We start from the raw sequence: 19,448 nt of genomic DNA, 5'->3' as shown, positions 1-19,448 counted from the left end.
CTATCGAGATCCGCGAACTTTGCATTAGTCCTAGTTCTAAGTCCCCTACCCTAAGCACCTGTCCTTTGACGCCTGTCTCTTCTTTAAAGCCGCGAAGTGGAAATGACCAAAGAATAAGCATCTTACGAGTATAATATTCACCCAGCATATCACGCGTAATAACCTGACGTTCAGCACCCGAATTCGAATTAGACGGTTAGCTCGTAAAACAATTTGCTTCTCGCGATAAGTTGAGATCTACGAAAAAGTCGCAGGGGCGCTTATCGAGAAGCTAATGTCCTACTACTCGGGGGCCCCTACTAACAAATTTATACCTAGTTATCTGATCTATAAACACATTTAGTTATCTGATCTATGAACACATTTAGTTATATTGAATCGTGATATTCCTAGCATTTGAAGCAATGTTCTGCGTTGATACCTTGACAAAAGTATTTGCAAACGGCTCATTTCCCTCCACATGAACGTCCTCAGCTTGTACACTCCCCGCTTCCATACAATGTACCAGCACTGCACGTGAAGTCTCTATTTCACAAGGTACTGTTGTAATGTATCCTTGGAAGTTGATTCGCCCATCCGATGCGTAACACAACGCACTGTGTATGAATATAATAGAGATAGATAATCCAGCGTATACGACCAGAGAACTTTTCAAGGAAATATACTCACAGTAGTCGAATGATTTAAGCTTATCTCAAGTTTTTGTATTTTCCAGTAACATTTACTATCAAACGTAATTTTTAAAAAGTTGACTATTTATCATTGGTGATACCTCTAATTGGTTAAATCTGGCGTGTAATGCTGGCCTTTGAGGTTCTGTAAGTATCTCCGCAAAAAGAACCATTCACTTTTAGAGATATTTCGACATACTGAATAGGTTTCCTAAAGGAGATCGCTATAGGTACCGATATCCCCCCTTAATTTGGCGATAATTGGTACACGTTATAATGTATACCAAAAAGTGTAATGATTGTGGATTGAAGCCAGTCATCCCTCGGATAACACGGGGCCCCCATAACAACATCTTCAAAGTAAAACCTCAGCTAAAGACTTTTTGCTCATTATCCTACCTAACAAGAAGAGATGCAGAGACGATACGGTGGCAATTGCTCCCCAAATATCGCGAAGTCCATTCCTTACACAGTCCGGTGTTAAATAACGAATGGGCACACTTCAGTAACTCCATTAGCGACGTATCGTGCAGCCGGGTTATCCTGACGTTCCCTGAGCGGATACAGGCGAAAGAGCATGACCTGCAATTACTAAACAAAATCAGTATCGAGCTGGCAAGTACGGTAATCCCCCGAAAATTTCGGCCGTTATTCACTTCGAGCAGAATGTGTATGCGGCTATAAAACGTACAATTACTAAAATATACGGGATCGCCGAACTTTTTTTAGTCCTTATAAGAAATCCCCTACGGTGAGTCCCTATCCCTCGGCACTTGTGGCTTTTGATTCGATTGACTCGGTATTAGCTACGCTTCCTAGCTGGGTATTGCCTTTCGCATCAGGTTTCTTATTATTCACCGATTTGGACGCTACATCCGCTATGCCCAATGTATTTGGCGTGTAAGCTCTATCAATCACCAATAAAGTGACTATTTATAAATTCAAAAAACTAAGGTGGAAAGTGTGTAAGCTCTTCTATAAAACTATTTTAATGGGACGACTAGATTTCAGATCCCTAGCTTGTTTTGGTACAGGTAGCTCAATATGGCAGATGGAATAAAAATGGACACGTCTTTTTTGAACTCAATAGACAGTCGCGGACGTGAGCAATTTAAAGTAGCTATTAATGTGCTTCAGGGGGGATATTTAGCGGTAGCGGCCCGGACCTCGTTTACGTCTTGTATATTGAAAGCGTATCGGAGAAATAGCTGAGGACCTCAGAACACGGGGTAATCTCGGTTTCGTCACACGGGAACAGGCCGCACGTGAGGCCGACGAAAAGCGAAACCTGATAATGGATATGATCCGATCGCGCAGTACTCCGTTAGACCGTGTAATGGCAGAGCAGATGAAATCATCTGGCAAAACGCTGGAAGTTGATAATTTTATTTCCGCCTATGGTGACGGTTTCGAAAAAGAGTTCAGAAGTCGATACGAGTTTGATTTTTCGCCTAAATTTTGGGAAACCACTGCTTATGAATTCCCGATGACAGTACGTCAGATCGCGTCAAAGAGATGAGGTTTACAGGAGAATATTTCATGATGAGAAAAAAATAATTGGCTCACTTTTAGGTACACGAAAGGAAACTTAATCAAACAATAACCTTTTGAGCAATAACTAGACGTACTTATTCAAACTCCATCAGTCTTCAAAGATTATTCCAGAGCCATCCGTAGAAGTTCTGAAAGCCCGCATGGGCCAATAACACTTTCCCCACTAATCAACCCTATTACGATTTACGCCTTGTATCGGCGTAAGTCGAGCACAACCAAGTTTGATAAATACCCCCTATCCTTACTTGCCAACACCAAAACCGTAATGTCGCTCACAAAATTCAGTAACATGTAAAACTTTATGACAAGCCACTGCTACGCTTTATAGGAAATCTTAAAAGGAGAACGCCGTGAAAAAGTTACTTTTACTCTCATTACTCTCGAGTTTAACTCTGCCAGCATTTGCCGATCAGGGAGGTTTTACAGGGCCGGGAAGTGACAGCACTCAGCGGGGAGGATTCAATGGCCCGCATAAAACGTTATCGGTTGCACAGGCTAAGGCGTTGAAAGACGATACCAAGGTAGTCGTAGAGGGAAATATCACCAAAAAGATTAGCGACGAGCACTATGAGTTTATGGATAGCTCCGGCAGCATCGTAGTAGAAATCGACGACCATAAATGGAATGGACAATCCATCTCGCCCAAAAATCGAGTGCGGTTAGAGGGTGAAATTGATAAAGATGGCAACAACGTCGATATTGATATTAAGACAGTAACGCTGGTGAACTAGCTACCGACTCGCCTCGCGGCTTATTTTCCGCGAGGCGTTAAGCTATTTGCTATAGCCACTCATCTTGCCTACTTCTTCTGATTGAATCGGTAGACCAAGGCGATAGAGGCCAATAACATGAGTACAGGAGGAATAACGACGGCAATAAGCGGAGTAATGGAGAAAATAAGCCCGAGGTTAATACATATCTGGTAGATGATATACGTCACCAAGCCGACAATAACCCCCAACGCCAGCCGATTTCCCATTCCTGTTTCCCGCGCATTAACGAAGGTAAAGGGAATAATTAACAGCACCATCGCTAATACTAAGATAGGCCGCCCCAGCTTTTGCCACAATGCCGAACGATATTCCATCGACGGCTGTTCGGTCGCTTTCAAATAGTGAATATAATTCTTTAGCTGAGGAATAGAATAGCTCTCGCTCGATAACTGTAGCTGTTTTAGGTTGTTACTATTAAATATAGATACCCAGGGCATCGTCGCCTGTTGGCTGGTGGATTGGCGGTCTCCCTGCCATTGCGTATGTTTTACATTGTGCAGTGTCCAAGCATTATTTTCACCATAGGTCGCTGATTCTGCAGACAAATAATTTTTTAAGGTGAGATCACTGTTGTAATCAAAGATCTCGATACCCTGAGGTTGCCCTTGTTTATCTAAGTGGTCAATACGGACAAACTCATCCCCCTGCTGCCCCCAAATCGTTTTCGCATCGGAATCGCTATCTTGGCTCTCCGCCAACGCCGTGTCCTTACGTAATTGAGCCTGTTGCTGCAAAGGCGAAGCAATCCACTCATCGATAATCGCCAACGAGGCGGTGAACATAACCCCTGAGAGTAATACGACGAGAGCGATGCGAAAAATAGAGAAACCTGCACAGCGGATCGCAGTCAGTTCCATATTCTTCGACATATTCCCCAATCCAACGATACCGCCTAATAATGCGATAAACGGGCTTAGATTCACCAAGCAGCGAGGGACGAGATATACCACGACGAGGAGTGCCTGTCCCCAGCTATAGCTGGTAGTGACATCTTCTAACTCAGAGATAAAATCAAAGAGCGTAAATAGCGGCACCAATAAGAGTGCCGCAGCAAAATAGCCGATGAACAGATGGCGGATGAGATAGCGCGAAAAGATATTCATTTAATAAACTTCTTTAGCAGTGAAGAGTCTCTAACCCAAAAATAAGCGATACCCAGTAACATACACCACGAAACTAACCATACGCCTGGGATTGACGGTAACATCCCGTTGCTCACCAAGGTGCGGCAGATATTCCCGGCAAAAAAGATCACGATGAATACCAAGGCTAACGGCAGTAAGACTGAGAAGCGTCCTTGTCGCGGACGAACGCGGCTAAGGGGGATCGCGAGCAAGGTCATGAGCACAGCATTAAGCCCACGTGTCTGACGCCATTGGCGCTCTGCAACGTCGGATAAATCCTGCGATCTCTCGAGCGTACGCATAGACTTGGCTTTACTGCGGGTTTCATCGTCGTCCACGGGCGGCTTTAGGTTAATGGCGAGGTTACGATACGTCTGCTGGCTATCGTTGCTACTACCATGTTCAAACGTGTAAGCCGACCCCGACTGTAGATGAGCAATTGGCGTCTCGGGATGAGTATTATCGATATTCGCCACCTGAGAGCGGAAGACCTTGGTGACGCCATTAGCTGTCGTGTAAATAAAGGTATTTTGAATATGATTATCGTTCGGCGTGATAGTTTGTGCGTGAACCATCGTACCGTTATCCTCGATATTAAATTTATTCGCTTGCAAGTGGCTAACGTCAAAACTCGACTGCGAATTCTGCATTAACTGATCGATGTGTGCGTATGCCCACGGGCGGCCATACATTGATAGCAGCGCACAGGCGATACCGACCGGGATGGCGAGTAACAGAATACCGCGATAAAGCCTTAGGGGTGAGATCCCTGCTGCGAGTGCCGCGGTAATCTCAGAGTCACTATAAAGCTGCCCCAAGGAGATAGCGGTCGCAACATACAGCCCGATGGGCAGCAGCATCTCCAAGGCGATTAATGCCTTATAAAAAACAATGACGAATACAGCCTTCAGCGCAAGCGTACCGTTTGCCGCATCAGTCAGATATCGTTGAGCAGAATAAATAGTGAAGATAAAGATTAAAAAACCGACAATCATCAACACGACGTTGCGGGTTTCTTTCATGACATAACGCTCAAACAGATACATAACTTAACATTGACCTCGCAATACGGACTAAGGGCGATTCACACTCGAGCCGTTCGATACACTGGGGTAGTGAGTGCCATTCGACGGGGATGTTAGCATACTAGCGCTAAATCGGCCGTCTAAGTTCCTTATTATACTGCGTCGAGAATAAAAAGGTTATCCTTAAACGGTTATCGCCATGAGCTCAACTTTTATCATCTTAGCCGAGAATCGCTCTGAAGGTAGTATGAGCGTCGCACTGATCATCCGTAGCGGAGCTTAACAATAGGCAGTGAATGCTTTATCATGCTGCGTCCGAAATAGAAGCGACAACGCCTGCTTACGCCGTATCGATTACGCCATGTGCATAATGAAAAGGTCGCATTACTCCTTCATTTCCAATAGGATCCTTCCGCACTCAGTATTGCGAGATATCCATCCTGCACGATTGGCCTGAAGGAGTCATACCCTAATCGCTATTAAAATTGTCTTAGAGTTGGTCTTTAATGAAAAATTGGTTTTCAGACGGTGCCTTCCGCACTATTCTTCGAAACAGCGCCTATTTACTCTCCGGTAATGTTGTCAGCGCGCTCCTCGGACTCTTAGCCCTCTCCTGTGCGGGCAAAGGCATGACTCCTCAAATGTTTGGGACATTAGTCGTCATCCAGTCGTACACCAAAGCCATCAGCGATTTCGTCAAATTTCAAACTTGGCAGTTTGTCGTGCAATATGGTGCTCCTGCCCACACTAAAGGCGATAGCCAACGTCTGCGTGACGTCATCTCTTTCTCATTTGGGCTCGATATCGTGAGTAGTATTGTCGCGATTGCAGGCGGCATGCTCCTGCTTCCCTTCCTATCTCATTCACTCGGATTGGACGCGACGTCTTTTAAGCTAGCCCTACTCTACTGCACCCTGATTCCTTCGATGGCATCTTCAACGCCAACGGGAGTTTTACGGACCCTCGATCGGTTCGACCTTATCGCGATTCAACAAGCCGTCAAACCCCTATTAATCGCGATTGGAAGCGTTATCTCTTATTTTGCGCAGCTCGGCTTCGCTGGATTCGTCGTCTCTTGGTATCTTGCTAACCTCGTCGGTGGATCACTATTTTGGTGGTTTGCACGCCAAGAACTTAAACGGCATAACCTGCATAATGCGTTACGACCTTCGCTATTTAAGGCGAGTAAGCGTATTCCTGGATGTTGGAACTTCGTATGGACGACCAACTTCGCACACTCAATCTGGGCCGCTCAGAACTCATGTAGCACCCTGCTAGTCGGTATTTTTATTGGCCCAAGCGCAGCTGGTTTATTTAAAATCGCCATGACGTTCTTCGACGCAACCGGAACCCCCGCTAAGTTACTGGAGAAGAGTTTTTATCCAGAAATTATGCGTCTCGATCCACGAACGGCAAAGCCTTGGCTATTAGGGATCCGCTCAGCGTTATTTGCCGGAGGTATTGGCTTACTTATCGCTTTAGTCATTTATGCCGCAGGGGGGTCAGTCATCGCCTTTGTATTTGGGCAAAAATATCTCGAAGCTTACGGCTTGATACAAATCATGCTTGGCGCAATTGTTATTTCTATGATGGGCTTCCCCCAAGAATCATTACTCTTAATGGCGGGTAAACAGCGTATATATTTAGGGGTACAGATAGTCGCCGCCGGCTCCTATATTTTCTTATTAATGCTACTATCGCACCTGTATGGCGTTGAGGGTGCAGCAGTTGCTTATTTAATAGGTCAATCTTCGGAAGCGATTCTGACGCTTTTCCCAACGCTAATGGCTTATCGTCGGCGGAGTACGCTGATTTATCATAAACCGCTTGAGACCGCATAAATGAAAAATATGGGTTGGAAAAAATATCCTCAAGAGGTCGTCGACCGCTTATTTCTCGCTATTGATGAAGACGATGTTATCAATAGTGAAACGACGGAGTTCCCCTCTGTCGTATTGGGTACATCACAGCAAAATATTCGTGATTATTACGCATTATGTTTACAACTATGGGAAGAAGGCTTCACCCGACAGGAATTACTCTCCCTAATTAACCAGGTACTCGCTGGACAAGAATTAACTAAGGCACAGCGTAAGCAATATAAATTTATTCGCGCACGTTATAAGCACCTACGGTTTGCTCAGCGTCTTTACAGCCAAAAACACGATGCTGATAAAATCTTCAAGGCCACGACCGTTTATTTAGGTCATTTCCAAGATGGCTTTAAGAATGGTGATAAGAACAGCGTACAGTACTACGGAAAAATTCTCCGCTTATTACTGAGTCGTCCAATTTGGAGCTGGGTGAAATACTCCCTAAATCATCTGCACGTCGATAGTGAGACCGGATTCCAACGCTACGTCTGCGCTCAACTTAATGAGCTTTCGACGATGTTAAATAAAGCGACGGTCACAGGAACAGAATTTCACGATATTCGGAAAATTGTTAGTCAACAGGTCTCTTTCTTCGATACGCAGCGTTCGATCGAAAATAACCCGACTCAGGTCTATGCGATTTCTCGTTTTCTGGCCAATATCAACGGCCTGATGGGTGATAAACACGATGAAATGGTGGCCGATAAACTCTCGGGCGTCCGGGAATATGAGACACCGACGACCCTCGATAGCCAACTAAGAAGCGACTTGGAACAACTGGTGGAGAAAACTGTCAGAATTTAACGATAACCAAACTATGCTTACCCTCTGCCATAGGATAGAAAGATGACACCTAAGATTGTCGCTGTATTACTATCGCTGATCCCTACACTCGCGCTGGCCAATAACTTTGTGATTGGCCAGCCGCTAAAGCCGCTATCCATCGCCGACAAAGGCGAGCTGCTACTCTCTGATGATCACATCTCATATCGCCCCTGGGAGAGTCAGAGCCTCGTAGGTAAAGTACGAATTATCCAATATATAGCTGGGCGTAGTTCCGCAAAAAAACAGAATGGCGATATGATTAAGGCGGTAAAAGCGGCGAATTTGCCAACCGCTGACTTTCAGCCTGTAACCATTGTTAATGCCGACGACGAGCTATTTGGTACTGGTCTTTTTGTACAGGGTAAAATCGAGAAGAACCAACGTAAATATCCTTGGGCGCAATTTATCATTGATAATGACGGGCGAGGTAAGGCTCTGTGGCAATTACCTCCCGCGACATCGACAATTATTGTGACCGATGAGCAGGGTAAAGTTCAGTGGGAAAAAGATGGGCCGATGACGGACGATCAAGTCAATCATGTCATTCAGTTGCTCAGAGAATTGATAGCGAAAGCCGCTCACTCGCGGTCATAAAGTAGGATGCCTTAATACTTACTCGTAAGTATTAAGGCATTAATGTGATTACGCTTTTACTTCTGCAAAAGCGCGGATGATGGCATCGATTTGCTCATCGCTGTGCGCAGCGTTAACACTACAGCGCAACAGGGTCATTCCAAAAGGTGCCGCAGGAGGAAGAACGAGGTTAACGTAAACCCCTTTTTCGACCAGTGAACGCCACATCTCTAGACCCGCCTCTTTAGACTCAATCATTACCGGTACAACGGGGCTGACACGCTCACCGAGTTTGTAGCCTAGCTCAGCAAGTCCTTTGTATAAGCGATGTGCATTACTCCATAGCTTTTCACGTAGCTCAGTCGAGTGTCCTACTTGACGCAGTGTCGCCCTGACTGAGGCAATACTCGCCGGAGAAGGTGATGCGGTAAAAATATAAGGACGGCTACAGTAGCGTAATACGTCAAGCTGCTTGCCGCCGACAGCGAAACCACCGATCGCAGCGAGGCTTTTAGAGAAAGTCCCCAAGATGATATCGATATCATCTTCAACACCTAACTCTTCGACTAAGCCACGTCCTTTGGCGCCCATTACCCCGAAAGAGTGAGCTTCATCGACCAAGATGTAGCCACCATAACGCCGTTTGATATCGACAATTTCTTTCAGTGGAGCCACATCGCCAAGCATACTGTAGATGCCTTCAACGATAATGATAGCCTCTTTCGCTTTCTCGCCAAGACGCTGCATACGACGCTCGAGGTCTTTTGCATCGTTGTGACGAAAGCGGATAATCTGGGCACCGCCCAAAGCACAAGCATCATAGATACTGGCATGAGAGTCTTCGTCGATAATCACTACGGCATCGGGGGTCGCCAATGCGCTGATCACACCGAGATTTGCAGTGTAACCGGTTGAGAAAACGATGGCAGTCGGGAGTTCAAAAAACGCGGCAATTTCTTGTTCAAGCGCCAGATGCGACCCAAACGTTCCGTTCGCCATGCGCGAACCGGTTGTTCCGGTCCCTTGTTGGCTCAGTGCTGCTTGGCTTTCTTTGATGGCTTGTTCATCAAAAGTTAGTCCAAGATAGTTATTCGATCCCGCCAGGATAATCTTTTTATCCCCGATCCGACCTTCGGTTGCAGAGTAAATCTCGTCAATGCAGGTTCCGAAGGGGTTGATCCCGGAAACCTGAAATTTTTGACGCTCTTCAACAAAACGCGTGAACTTGTCGTATAAACCCATTATTGATCTCCGATTAACGGTTCAATGGCAGCGACTAACTGCTCCGGGTTTTTTACATTCATCAGGATATTGATAGGGATCGAAATATCTAATTCGTCTTCCAGCATCATCAGTAAGCGCATGACATTGACTGACTCTAAGCCGAGATCATTGACGAGATCACTATCAGGCTTAACTGTTTTCCCTTCAGCTACTAATTGCCCAAGGCAATCAATAACGTAATCAAGTAGTTGCTGTTTATTTTCCATTACAATCTTCTTAGATAAAAATGTAAATCAAAATAGCCCGTCGCGAAGCGCGCGTTCTAACTGTATAGTCGGGGTCCAGCCGATGTTGCTGGTTATCATAACATTAGTTGCCGACCAGTCTATATGTGTTAACTCCCCTATCTTACTCTGCGTCAACATCGGTTCTTTCCCCGTTAGTCGACTGACTTGAGTAGAGAGCATTGCGATAGATTTCAGCAATGGCAGGGGAATTTTCAATACTTTGACCGGCTTATGACGGATAGATTCCCCGATCTCTTGAAGATCGGACCAGCGGTAACCGGATGGTCTGCCATCGCAAAGCTCATAAGGCGTTTCGTTATGCACATCAGCGGTGATCCATTTCGCGACAGCCTCTGCAAAATCGTAGACGTGTAAAAACGAGAGCTGAGTAGCAGATGAACCGGTCTGCGGAAGTAGTCCTCGAAGTAACCACGTGAAAACAGGCTGTAACTCTTTATCGCGAGGTCCGTAGACCGCAGTTGGCCGGAAGATCCCGATAGAGACTGACGAGGCATTTTCGATAAGTTGCTGTTCTGCCGCCACTTTGGATTGCGCGTACCAAGATAACTCTGGATGCCGCGCCGCAAGAGAGGAGATAAAGAGATAACGCTTACAGCTAAGACTGTTCTCAGCCGCATTGAGTAAGCGTAAACTTCCCTCAACATTTGCCTGAGTGAATGTTAAGAGGTTTTTACCTCTAACATGGCCAGCGCAGTGCACGACTACCTGCGCGCCATAGACTAATTCATTAAGAGCGCTTTCGTCTTCAAGACTTCCCCTCACCCAGGTTAAGCCATTACGCTGTCCTGCGGCGGGAGGGGAGCGGGTCAATGCTCGTACATGAAAACCCGATGACAACAGTTTCTCAACAATATGCGATCCGATAAATCCCGTCGCACCTGTTAAGGCAACAGTTTGAATCATTGTTTATTTCCGGCCAGTTGTAACTGAGGCTCGAAGTGCTGATTTAGATAGAGCTTTTTGGCTTCTGCGCGCGCGGGTTTACCCGACGAGGTACGTGGAATACTGTGCGGCGGCACTAAAACAACATCTACCGATACACCAAATTCGTTACGAATTCGCGAAGAAAGCGAATGAACGATCTGCCCACGACGCTCGGTCGACGTTACTCGGCATTGAATCTGCAAGATAATCCGTTCAGCATCATCGTGTTCTTGGTTAGTCATGAACGCAATAGCATCGCCAGTACGCACCTCAGGCTCTGCTTCGGCCATATATTCAATATCCTGTGGCCAGATATTACGTCCACGAATAATGATAAGGTCTTTTTTACGTCCAGTGATATAGAGGTTGCCATCAAGTAAATAGCCAAGATCACCCGTATCTAACCACCCTTTCTCGGCGATTTGCTGGTGAGACTCTTTATCACGAAAATAACCGCGCATTAAGCTCGGGCCAGCGATACAGATATGACCGATACTACGTTCGGGTAACGGCTCATATTTTTCGTTGCGGATCACAATTTCATGATCGGGCATAGCTTTACCGCAGTTAACGAACACGGCTTGCGTAGCGCTCTCGCTTTGCGGAGGCACGGCTTTGCTCTCGTATTCTAAGATATAGCGATCGACGATGTTGTAACGAGGACCTGTCGCTTTATCAAAAAAGCTTACTGCCAGTGTATTCTCGGCTAGGCCATAGCATGGCATGAAAGTATCGTCACCGAAGCCGACTTGGCTAAAGTGTTGAGTAAAGCGGTCCAGTAATCCAGACGGAATAGGTTCTGCGCCAACACCCGCAATTCGCCAGCTCGCTAAATCGAGCTCAGCTAACTCTTTTTCGTTACTACGACGTAAGCATATTTCGTAGCCAAAGGGGGGGGCAACAGAGACTGTACCTTTGTTTTTAGTAATGAGTTTCAGCCATTGCATCGGGCGCATCGCGAAGTCTTGAGTACGTAAGTAATCGACAGAGATTTGCGTGGCAACGGGAGTCAGAACAAACCCTACTAGCCCCATATCATGATAGAACGGCAGCCAAGAGACACAACGGTCATCTTTTTGTAGTTTAATCCCATCATGGCTGATGGCACGAAGGTTCGCCATTGCTGAGGCTTGTGTCACAACGACTCCACGAGGGAAGCGGGTACTCCCTGAGGTATATTGTAAATAGGCAATATCGTCCTCAACGACCTGTGGCAGTTCGCCGTTACTTTCATGAGTCAGCAACGCAAAGTCTTCATGGCTAAGAATAGTCGGGAGGGCGTAGTCACACACAACCTCTTGCACCATCGGCAACCACTCTTTACTGCTGAGCACTACAGAGGCTTGGCAGCCATTCAGTAGACCGGTTAATTTTTTTACGTATGAAGCGCTCTGCCCTATCCCCATAGGGATTGCAAGAGGGACAGCAACTAATCCTGCGTATTGGCACGCGAAAAAGGTTTCAACAAACTCAACGCTTGTTTCTGCAATGAGTGCAACGCGATCCCCTTTAGTCAATCCTAAAGAAAGCAACTTATGAGCACCCTCTACCGCTTTATCCCGTAGGACGCTGTAGGGCACGGCAGCAATTAAGGTGTTACGGCGGTCATAGAAATTCATGCCGGTTTCACCCAATGCAGCGTAATCCAAGGCTTCTGCTAATGTAGCAAAGTCTGCATAGCGAATTGGAAGTTGATGATGGGATTGAGTTGCAAACGTTGTAGACGCTTCCATATAGTGGTACACCTGTTGATACTGATAAATATTGAGGAAGTTCAAGCTCCTTAGAGAGCTCCCGACCAAAGTAGTAATTCAAGCATCTTCCAACTTACGATTATAACATCGTCGCTCGTTCGCCACAGAAAAGCGCCTAGGGTCGTGACGACTGCTTGCTGACCAGTGTATGCGCTTCTCAGGGTCTTGCTCCGAAAATACCCTGCAATTGTAAAGATCTTAAAATATCATGTCATAGGTAATATGTGCGTTCCACTACTTTTAGTAGGAAATAACGCACTCACCAGAAAGCTGTAACGTTTTCTATTAAAATCATGGTTTTCGTTACAAATTAATAGTATGTCAGAATGTTTTCACGCTAACGTTGAAAAATAAATTGACAATTACTACCGTGACTGTTTCGATATACTAACATACTGCCGAGCCTATAGCCTCCTCTTTCTTTATTGCTGCATGTTGCTGTTATTTGTACATGTAGTGATTTGCTATCCATTGAACAATTACTTGAAGTAATGGTATTTATGATCTCAATAGAAAAAGTATCGTCCAAACAGGATCTGAAAGCCTTCATCAATTTCCCCTCAACCCTGTTTGCGGGTGACGAGAATTGGATCGACCCATTATACGTCGAGCGTGAAGAGCATCTTTCCAAGAAAAATCCAGCGTCTGACCACGTGGTATGGCAAGCCTGGTTAGCAAAGCGAGGCTCTGAGGTTGTCGGGCGCATTACTGCCCAAGTCGACTCTCTACACCGAGAGCTCTATGGACCGAATACCGGCCATTTTGGGATGATCGACGCAATCGATGACGAAGAGGTTTTTGCCGCATTATTTAAAGCCGCTGAGGAGTGGTTAGTGTCCCAAGGCGCTCACCAAATCACTGGCCCATTCAGCCTCAATATCAATCAAGAAAGCGGATTACTGGTCGAAGGCTTCGATACCCCACCCTCTGCGTTAATGACGCATGGCAAGCCTTGGTATGCAAAACACATCGAGAAACTAGGTTATAGCAAAGCCATCGATCTCATCGCTTATTGGATGAAGCGCACCGATCTTCACTTTGAACCAAGTCTTACCAAGCTTATGGACAACGTACGCAAACGCGTCACAATCCGTCCGCTTAATCGTAAAATCTTCGATCAAGAGATGCAGATCCTGAGGAATCTATTCAACTTAGGTTGGCAAGATAACTGGGGATTTGTTCCTTTTACTGAGCATGAATTCGCGACGATGGGCCAACAGCTTAAATACTTGGTCCCTGACGACATGATCTACATTGCTGAGATTGACGGCGAACCGGCAGCCTTTATTGTGGGATTACCGAATATCAACGAAGCAATTAGCGGACTGAAGGGTAAGCTTCTTCCTTTCGGCTGGGCTAAGGTGTTGTGGCGCTTAAAGGTCAGCGGTGTACGAACCGCCCGCGTTCCCCTGATGGGCGTTAAGAAAGAATATCAATTCAGTCGTATAGGACCTATCATCGCACTTTTGCTGATCGAGGCACTGCGTGAGCCTTTCCGCCGCCGTAATATCGATGCACTTGAAATGTCATGGATTCTAGAAACTAACACCGGAATGCGGACTATCTTGGAACGTATTGGCGCTGAGCCTTACAAAAATTATCGTTTATTCGAGAAAAAGATCACGCCCGAAAGCTAAGCGATTATTATGATGGCAGCGACGCTGAGTCGCTTGCTATCGACTTTTTCTTTATTGACGATGGTTTATTATGTCGATTGAAAAACTAACTGGAACAAAGCGTCTGGTCTTCAGTATTAAAAACTCTTGGGCTGGCGTCACCGATGCCTTCAAGACAGAAGACGCCTTTCGCCACATCTTTATTTTTAGCACTATCTTAGTGCTTATTTCGCTAACTTTATCGATATCCAAGACGCAGCATATTCTATTAATTCTCTGTAGCTTCCTACTGATCGTCATTGAGTTACTTAATACTGCCATTGAGACCGTCGTTGACCGTATTTCTTATGAGATACACCCGCTTTCTAAGCGGGCCAAAGATATGGCCGGAGCCGCGCAACTTATCGCAATTGTCGCAACGTTATTAACGTGGTTAATCATTATTTTCTGACCGATATTAAGTAGTAGAATATGGGCGCGAGTGGCTATCTCACGCCCTTTTTTTCGTTACTTAACCGCTTTTACTGCTGCCAGCGCCCGACCGAGGACCTCATCGTAAGGTTGCCTTGAATCTAAATCGAGTATTTTTGCGCCATTGTAGGTAAGCTGGCGCATAACGCTAATCTTATCGCTAAGTTCCTGGTAATTATGATCGGGCTTACGTGCGAAGGCAGTATCGACGTCAATATCCAAGCGAATAATCAACTCCGGCTGGTATTCAGCCAATTTATGGTAGATGACCTCTTCTTTCTTGGCCATTTCCTTCAATAACCACCCTTTTACCCGCTCCATGCCTAGACCTGGACCGTCGTAGTGAAAACCTGAAATTTCAGCCTGCGGATAACGATCGGCGATCACTAAAACTCCGCTTTCAGCTAAGGCTTTCGCTTTGTGGAAATTTGAGGAACGCCAGCAAGAGAGCGCATACATGATTAAGGCGGCCCAGAGCGGTGGAGCGTCGCTTCGCATGCTCTGTGTTTTTTCAGATTTTTTGGCAAGCCGCCGCTCTAGCCATACCCCAATGATTGGGAGTTTTTTAATTTTATCGCCATCTTCACCAGAAATAAGACCTAAATAGCGACGTTCGGTTGGACGAACTTTCTGCATCTCTTTAATCAAATCAGCGGTGATTGTCGATTTACCGGAACCATCACAGCCGACAATCGCCACCATTCGTGGAATAACGATAGGTGTCGCGGTGGAGGTCGACGTGACCCGCGAGTCAGGAGGAGTATTCATATCTAGCGTTTTTACCGTTATTAAAATTAATTAGGGAGATCAAATGTGTTATGAATGGCGACAAGTGAAGCTTTAAACACTTCATCTTCAGGATCATTTCCACTCAGCTCAAGAATGTGCGCACCGTTAAACGTTAAGGTTGGAATAACCCTAATTTTCTCACGCAAGGAAGCTATATCATGATCGGGTTTACGTGCATAAGCCGTTTGCTCATCAACCGATAAACGGATGAGTAAAGCTGGGGGATAAGAAGCCATCCAGTCATAAAGACGTTGCTCACGCTTTCTTAGCTGCTGTATCCACCAGCTACCACCTTGTGCCTTGCCAAGATGCGGTCCGTCGACCCGAAAACCTGCGACTTCCGCTTGTGGATAGCGGTCTGTGACTAAGAGAACCCCTTCTCGTTCCCGACGCAACATTCGCTTGAACTTATACGCGCGCCAGCAAGATAAAAGAAAGATGACCGTCCCCTCTGCATTGCCCGGTGGAGTATTCGGTTTTTCATGAACTTTATCGGATTTACTGACTAGATAGGCTGCAATTTTTTCACCAACTACTGGTAACTCGGTAATTTTCTGTTTAATAAACCCCGATGACTGCCCTAAATATACCGGCTCTACAGGCGTTCTTAACGCAAGGGTTTGAACCAATCGATTAGCCAGTGTTGATTTACCTGAGCCATCACATCCCGTGATAGCAATGACACGTAAGGGAGGAGATTGAGGTGATGAAGTCGGTTTATTCACAATTTCTGTACGCATTCTACTATTCAATTTTCAATATAGTAGAGGATTTACTGCTCAATGTCTTCACTTCCCCTGTTAACACCAAAGCGTTACGTTTAAACGTTAATAGTGTTAAGGTATCAAAAATTCAGTATCTTTAGAGTTTAAGAAAATTTACCCTATTCGGAATCAGTAAAATCATTAACGATAGCTCACGGCGATCCTCGGTGTAGAAGATAGTAAACTGCTATCTACCTCCTACAGCAGCATAAAATGCCAAAATATGTGGAATCAACTGCTGCAGAATGCTCGGCGAAGCCTACCGTAGCCGTAATGTACCCTACTCAAGCCGATGATTTTTACTAACCAAAACTCTTACTACCATCCGTCTTTTAAAGTATTGAACACGAGGTTTATATGTCTACCAAGTCCACTCCCGTCATTGCCGTCATTGGTAGTGATGGTTCAGGTAAATCTACAGTCTGTGAGCACCTCGTGAGCACGCTCTCTGAATATGGCACCACTTCTTACGTACATTTAGGAAAGCAAGCAGGTAATGTCGGACGGGCAGCGGCAAACCTTCCGCTGATTGGCCGCTCAGTTGGGCATAAGATCGAGAAAACCCGTGTAAAGGTGAATAAAACAAACCACACAACTCTCTCTGGCTTAGTGGTTGGTCTTTTTCTGATCCGTCGGGTACGACGCTTTCGTAATATGCTTAGCCTTCGCAAGCAAGGACACATTATCCTCGCTGACCGCTATCCTCACTTACAGGTTCCTGGCGCTTACGACAGTCTTACCTTACCTAGCGCCCCCTCGAAAAACCCGTTTATTAATTGGATCACTAAACGCGAGCTCAATGCATTCCAGTGGATGACACAATATCGCCCAGATTTAGTCATAAAGTTGAATGTATCGTTAGATGTAGCCTGTGCCCGTAAGCCCGATCACCGCCGTGATGCATTAAGAAGAAAGATTGAAATCACACCTAAACTCGATTTCGGCGGTAAAAAAATCATCAATATCGACGCTGATCAGCCTTTGGCGCAAGTTCTCGCGCAAGTCGATACGCTGGTCGACGAGTTTATGGTTGAGCAAGGCTTCAAAAAAGTCATTAAAGGTGAGGTTGTCTAAGTCAGTTTCCCTGCGCGTACAACTGTGCGCGCAGATAGTTTTTGATACGTAAATGCTATGCCCCCGCTTTAGGCATTTGGACAGTGCTTCTCATTACCCTATCTTGTACGACACTCTCACCACTTCCCTTTCGGCCATGCGCCAGATTTCCTGTGGAGTTATCGAGTATGGACACCTTAATAGCCGCTCAGTAATTGATGAATACTATGCATAGGCACATCCTCTTTGCATAGGGTAATACCTGCTATTGAAATCGTTACACTTAGGCATGTGTAGAATATTAAGGAGAGAGCCTATGTCATCAACGTTAAATTCTTTTCAGCACGCGATTATCCCTATTGCCGCCAGCTCAGCGACCGGTGATATATCTCGGTTGACCGAACACTTAGACAGTGCGCTCAATCAGCAGCTACCGATTTCTATGGCGAAAGAAGTCATGGTGCACCTATATGCTTACGTAGGTTTTCCCCGTAGCTTAAACGCACTGAATACATTAATGACCCTAGTAGATAAGCGTCGAGATCAAGGATTAAACGATGTACCAGGAGACGTGGAACAGCCAGAAGTGGTTCTCCCCAACAGCCTGCAGATCGGCACAGAAAACCAGACCAAACTAGCAGGGCAACCTGTAAGCGGCCCCCTATTTAGCTTCGCTCCTGCCATCGACCACTTCCTAAAAGCGCACCTGTTCGGCGATCTTTTCCAACGCACGCAACTCTCTTGGATAGATCGAGAACTTACTACACTTTCCGCGTTATCAGTGCTGACCGGAGTAGAAAGCCAATTGAAGAGCCATTTCCAAATCAGCTTGAATGCTGGGCTCACTCCCACACAGCTACATGAATTTATTAGTATCTTGAGGTTAGGTTGTGATCCGTTAGCAGCAGATAGTGCCGAGAAAATTCTACTCTCGGTGCTTTAATTATTCCTTAAAGCATTAATGAATAGCCGTTATGAGGTGCTACTTCTATAAAAAAGCACCTCTTACTTTTTATCGATTAATCGTTACATTAACAGCTGCTTGATTTTGTTATTTCTGACTATCTCGAAATATTTTAAGAGTTATAGGATGCCACTCGCCAGTACATAACGGCAATCGAATGAGTATTGCTATATTTCATTGAGAATGAATAAGAGGGATCTTTCAGTTATCTGAAATAAATTAGTGATAATAGTAGCCATTGTTATTTTACTAGGCTGAGTCACCGGCCATAGACGAAGTGCTTGACCTTCAATAGCGCGAGCCTTGCACCTAGCCACTATTTTATATCGGTACGACCCGTTTTCTTCGCAAAATCAATTTTTCGCTGCGCCTCATAAGCATTCTGACAATTCTTGCTCTGTGCTTGCGTGGGTTGTGAACATTGCTTGAGAACTCGACTTCGTAAAGCGTCATCTTTCATAAAATCAGAAGGTGTGTAGCTCTTCTTACACCCGCTGAGCACAAGTAAGCCACAGGCTAAGACAGTCTTGTATCCATAACCACCCATACCTACCTCCCTCTGTTTTGATGGGTAACTATAGCATACAACATAAAAAAACTCATTACTTACCTTGATACTTATCAAGATAAGTAATAATCTATGCGCTTACTTAGAGGGTACTGAACATGAATGATAAGAAGTTCCATGCTGAAAATTTTGCGCATCGCCCACTGGGTATGCGACTGGCTATGCTGGCTAGATTATGGCGAACGGTAATCGACCACGCCCTGATCGAAACAGGACTGACGCAAAGTCGCTGGACAGTATTAATGCAACTACAGGTCGTAGATGGCCCACTGAGCGTCAGCGAGTTGGCTTTCTCGATGGGTATTGAACATCCCCCCCTCACGCGAACGTTAAATCAGCTAGTTGAAAGTGGACTAATCATGCGCATCGAAGATCCCACTGATCGTCGTATCCGTTTAGTCAAGCTGACTCCAGCTGGCGAACAGCAAGTCGCCAATGTTAATAAAGTGGTTGAAGAGTGCCAACACAAAGTGAGCCAAGGGCTAGCCCCTGATGACTTAGCACAATTTAGCAGCACTCTTAATCTATTAACTGAAAACATGAGCAAACTCATTTAGCTCTAATGTGGTCCTTAATTCTAAAGCGAGTTAACAC

19 protein-coding genes and 1 pseudogene are annotated in these 19,448 nt (G+C 45.6%); 11 read left to right on the top strand and 9 right to left on the bottom strand.

Features of this window, described 5'->3' with window-relative positions:
- Positions 1–106 precede the first annotated feature (106 nt).
- The 3 genes and pseudogenes from HGT70_RS02830 to HGT70_RS02820 all read left to right on the top strand — a co-directional run.
- Positions 107–229 (top strand): annotated as a pseudogene (locus HGT70_RS02830) (IS1 family transposase); the annotation flags it as partial.
- A gap of 1,778 nt (positions 230–2,007) precedes the next feature.
- A complete protein-coding gene (locus tag HGT70_RS02825; protein WP_241569998.1) occupies positions 2,008–2,190 on the top strand; it encodes a hypothetical protein in 183 nt (60 codons plus the stop codon).
- A 385-nt stretch (positions 2,191–2,575) separates the two neighbouring features.
- Positions 2,576–2,956 (top strand): YgiW/YdeI family stress tolerance OB fold protein, encoded by a 381-nt coding sequence (locus HGT70_RS02820; RefSeq protein WP_071431312.1) that lies wholly within the window; start codon positions 2,576–2,578, stop codon positions 2,954–2,956.
- 68 nt (positions 2,957–3,024) lie between these two features.
- Here the strand turns inward: HGT70_RS02820 and lptG are convergent, their stop codons facing one another.
- Positions 3,025–4,101: an LPS export ABC transporter permease LptG gene (gene lptG, locus HGT70_RS02815; protein WP_071431314.1), complete on the bottom strand. Its 1,077-nt coding sequence runs from the start codon at positions 4,099–4,101 to the stop codon at positions 3,025–3,027.
- Positions 4,098–5,168, bottom strand: coding sequence for an LPS export ABC transporter permease LptF (gene lptF, locus HGT70_RS02810; RefSeq protein ID WP_071431316.1), 1,071 nt, complete (start codon positions 5,166–5,168; stop codon positions 4,098–4,100). Before lptF ends, lptG begins: the two co-directional genes overlap by 4 nt.
- A 485-nt stretch (positions 5,169–5,653) precedes the next feature.
- Here lptF and HGT70_RS02805 point away from each other — a divergent pair, with 485 nt between their 5' ends.
- The 3 genes from HGT70_RS02805 to HGT70_RS02795 are packed head-to-tail and all read left to right on the top strand — an operon-like array spanning position 5,654 to position 8,440.
- The gene (locus tag HGT70_RS02805; RefSeq protein ID WP_071431318.1) at positions 5,654–6,988 is read left to right on the top strand and encodes a lipopolysaccharide biosynthesis protein; all 1,335 of its coding nucleotides are present in this window, start codon (positions 5,654–5,656) and stop codon (positions 6,986–6,988) included.
- A 9-nt stretch (positions 6,989–6,997) separates the two neighbouring features.
- On the top strand, positions 6,998–7,825 hold the full coding sequence (locus tag HGT70_RS02800; RefSeq protein WP_214195192.1) for a hypothetical protein: 828 nt from the start codon (positions 6,998–7,000) through the stop codon (positions 7,823–7,825).
- Between the two features lie 42 nt (positions 7,826–7,867).
- A complete protein-coding gene (locus HGT70_RS02795; protein WP_214194838.1) occupies positions 7,868–8,440 on the top strand; it encodes a YtfJ family protein in 573 nt (190 codons plus the stop codon).
- A gap of 48 nt (positions 8,441–8,488) precedes the next feature.
- Here HGT70_RS02795 and spt read toward each other — a convergent pair whose 3' ends face one another.
- Genes spt through HGT70_RS02775 form a run of 4 tightly spaced genes read right to left on the bottom strand, consistent with a single transcriptional unit; the run spans position 8,489 to position 12,608 of the window.
- Positions 8,489–9,661, bottom strand: coding sequence for a serine palmitoyltransferase (spt, locus tag HGT70_RS02790; RefSeq protein ID WP_071431321.1), 1,173 nt, complete (start codon positions 9,659–9,661; stop codon positions 8,489–8,491).
- Positions 9,661–9,909, bottom strand: coding sequence for an acyl carrier protein (locus HGT70_RS02785; protein WP_071431324.1), 249 nt, complete (start codon positions 9,907–9,909; stop codon positions 9,661–9,663). Before HGT70_RS02785 ends, spt begins: the two co-directional genes overlap by 1 nt.
- Before the next feature lie 27 nt (positions 9,910–9,936).
- The gene (locus tag HGT70_RS02780) at positions 9,937–10,854 is read right to left on the bottom strand and encodes an NAD-dependent epimerase/dehydratase family protein (protein ID WP_214194837.1); all 918 of its coding nucleotides are present in this window, start codon (positions 10,852–10,854) and stop codon (positions 9,937–9,939) included.
- On the bottom strand, positions 10,851–12,608 hold the full coding sequence (locus HGT70_RS02775) for a fatty acyl-AMP ligase (protein ID WP_214194836.1): 1,758 nt from the start codon (positions 12,606–12,608) through the stop codon (positions 10,851–10,853). The genes HGT70_RS02780 and HGT70_RS02775 overlap by 4 nt, the downstream gene beginning before the upstream one ends.
- A 521-nt stretch (positions 12,609–13,129) precedes the next feature.
- On the opposite strand from HGT70_RS02775, the gene HGT70_RS02770 reads away from it, so the two are divergent.
- A complete protein-coding gene (locus tag HGT70_RS02770; RefSeq protein ID WP_071431330.1) occupies positions 13,130–14,266 on the top strand; it encodes an N-acetyltransferase in 1,137 nt (378 codons plus the stop codon).
- Between the two features lie 70 nt (positions 14,267–14,336).
- Positions 14,337–14,696, top strand: coding sequence for a diacylglycerol kinase (locus tag HGT70_RS02765; protein ID WP_071431332.1), 360 nt, complete (start codon positions 14,337–14,339; stop codon positions 14,694–14,696).
- 56 nt (positions 14,697–14,752) lie between these two features.
- On the opposite strand, the gene HGT70_RS02760 is transcribed toward HGT70_RS02765, so the two are convergent.
- Both HGT70_RS02760 and HGT70_RS02755 read right to left on the bottom strand, forming a co-directional pair.
- The gene (locus tag HGT70_RS02760) at positions 14,753–15,484 is read right to left on the bottom strand and encodes a nucleoside/nucleotide kinase family protein (protein ID WP_422047387.1); all 732 of its coding nucleotides are present in this window, start codon (positions 15,482–15,484) and stop codon (positions 14,753–14,755) included.
- 26 nt (positions 15,485–15,510) lie between these two features.
- Positions 15,511–16,245 (bottom strand): nucleoside/nucleotide kinase family protein, encoded by a 735-nt coding sequence (locus tag HGT70_RS02755; protein WP_214194835.1) that lies wholly within the window; start codon positions 16,243–16,245, stop codon positions 15,511–15,513.
- Between the two features lie 381 nt (positions 16,246–16,626).
- Here HGT70_RS02755 and HGT70_RS02750 point away from each other — a divergent pair, with 381 nt between their 5' ends.
- Together HGT70_RS02750 and HGT70_RS02745 are read left to right on the top strand one after the other, a co-directional pair.
- Positions 16,627–17,343 carry a nucleoside/nucleotide kinase family protein gene (locus HGT70_RS02750; RefSeq protein ID WP_071431338.1) on the top strand — a complete coding sequence of 239 codons (717 nt, stop codon included), beginning with the start codon at positions 16,627–16,629 and terminating at the stop codon, positions 17,341–17,343.
- Between the two features lie 295 nt (positions 17,344–17,638).
- Complete coding sequence (locus HGT70_RS02745) at positions 17,639–18,265, top strand: carboxymuconolactone decarboxylase family protein (protein ID WP_214194834.1); 627 nt, start codon at positions 17,639–17,641, stop codon at positions 18,263–18,265.
- Between the two features lie 337 nt (positions 18,266–18,602).
- Here the strand turns inward: HGT70_RS02745 and HGT70_RS16815 are convergent, their stop codons facing one another.
- Positions 18,603–18,833: an EexN family lipoprotein gene (locus tag HGT70_RS16815; protein WP_071431343.1), complete on the bottom strand. Its 231-nt coding sequence runs from the start codon at positions 18,831–18,833 to the stop codon at positions 18,603–18,605.
- A 119-nt stretch (positions 18,834–18,952) separates the two neighbouring features.
- On the opposite strand from HGT70_RS16815, the gene HGT70_RS02735 reads away from it, so the two are divergent.
- A complete protein-coding gene (locus tag HGT70_RS02735) occupies positions 18,953–19,411 on the top strand; it encodes a MarR family winged helix-turn-helix transcriptional regulator (RefSeq protein WP_071431345.1) in 459 nt (152 codons plus the stop codon).
- The last annotated feature ends 37 nt before the right edge of the window (positions 19,412–19,448 follow it).

Origin of the sequence: Rosenbergiella collisarenosi (assembly GCF_018494085.1) — a bacterium.
GTDB lineage: Bacteria > Pseudomonadota > Gammaproteobacteria > Enterobacterales > Enterobacteriaceae > Rosenbergiella > Rosenbergiella collisarenosi.
Note: the sequence above shows the minus strand (reverse complement) of the source record. Positions and strands in the feature narration are given on the sequence as shown.

Excerpts from the sequence above, each read along its gene's own strand:
- HGT70_RS02825 (WP_241569998.1), top strand. The coding sequence starts at position 2,008 with ATGGCAGAGCAGATGAAATCATCTGGCAAAACGCTGGAAGTTGATAAT.
- lptG (WP_071431314.1), bottom strand. The coding sequence starts at position 4,101 with ATGAATATCTTTTCGCGCTATCTCATCCGCCATCTGTTCATCGGCTAT.
- lptF (WP_071431316.1), bottom strand. The coding sequence starts at position 5,168 with ATGTATCTGTTTGAGCGTTATGTCATGAAAGAAACCCGCAACGTCGTG.
- HGT70_RS02805 (WP_071431318.1), top strand. The coding sequence starts at position 5,654 with ATGAAAAATTGGTTTTCAGACGGTGCCTTCCGCACTATTCTTCGAAAC.
- HGT70_RS02800 (WP_214195192.1), top strand. The coding sequence starts at position 6,998 with ATGGGTTGGAAAAAATATCCTCAAGAGGTCGTCGACCGCTTATTTCTC.
- HGT70_RS02795 (WP_214194838.1), top strand. The coding sequence starts at position 7,868 with ATGACACCTAAGATTGTCGCTGTATTACTATCGCTGATCCCTACACTC.
- spt (WP_071431321.1), bottom strand. The coding sequence starts at position 9,661 with ATGGGTTTATACGACAAGTTCACGCGTTTTGTTGAAGAGCGTCAAAAA.
- HGT70_RS02785 (WP_071431324.1), bottom strand. The coding sequence starts at position 9,909 with ATGGAAAATAAACAGCAACTACTTGATTACGTTATTGATTGCCTTGGG.
- HGT70_RS02780 (WP_214194837.1), bottom strand. The coding sequence starts at position 10,854 with ATGATTCAAACTGTTGCCTTAACAGGTGCGACGGGATTTATCGGATCG.
- HGT70_RS02775 (WP_214194836.1), bottom strand. The coding sequence starts at position 12,608 with ATGGAAGCGTCTACAACGTTTGCAACTCAATCCCATCATCAACTTCCA.
- HGT70_RS02770 (WP_071431330.1), top strand. The coding sequence starts at position 13,130 with ATGATCTCAATAGAAAAAGTATCGTCCAAACAGGATCTGAAAGCCTTC.
- HGT70_RS02765 (WP_071431332.1), top strand. The coding sequence starts at position 14,337 with ATGTCGATTGAAAAACTAACTGGAACAAAGCGTCTGGTCTTCAGTATT.
- HGT70_RS02760 (WP_422047387.1), bottom strand. The coding sequence starts at position 15,484 with ATGAATACTCCTCCTGACTCGCGGGTCACGTCGACCTCCACCGCGACA.
- HGT70_RS02755 (WP_214194835.1), bottom strand. The coding sequence starts at position 16,245 with ATGCGTACAGAAATTGTGAATAAACCGACTTCATCACCTCAATCTCCT.
- HGT70_RS02750 (WP_071431338.1), top strand. The coding sequence starts at position 16,627 with ATGTCTACCAAGTCCACTCCCGTCATTGCCGTCATTGGTAGTGATGGT.
- HGT70_RS02745 (WP_214194834.1), top strand. The coding sequence starts at position 17,639 with ATGTCATCAACGTTAAATTCTTTTCAGCACGCGATTATCCCTATTGCC.
- HGT70_RS16815 (WP_071431343.1), bottom strand. The coding sequence starts at position 18,833 with ATGGGTGGTTATGGATACAAGACTGTCTTAGCCTGTGGCTTACTTGTG.
- HGT70_RS02735 (WP_071431345.1), top strand. The coding sequence starts at position 18,953 with ATGAATGATAAGAAGTTCCATGCTGAAAATTTTGCGCATCGCCCACTG.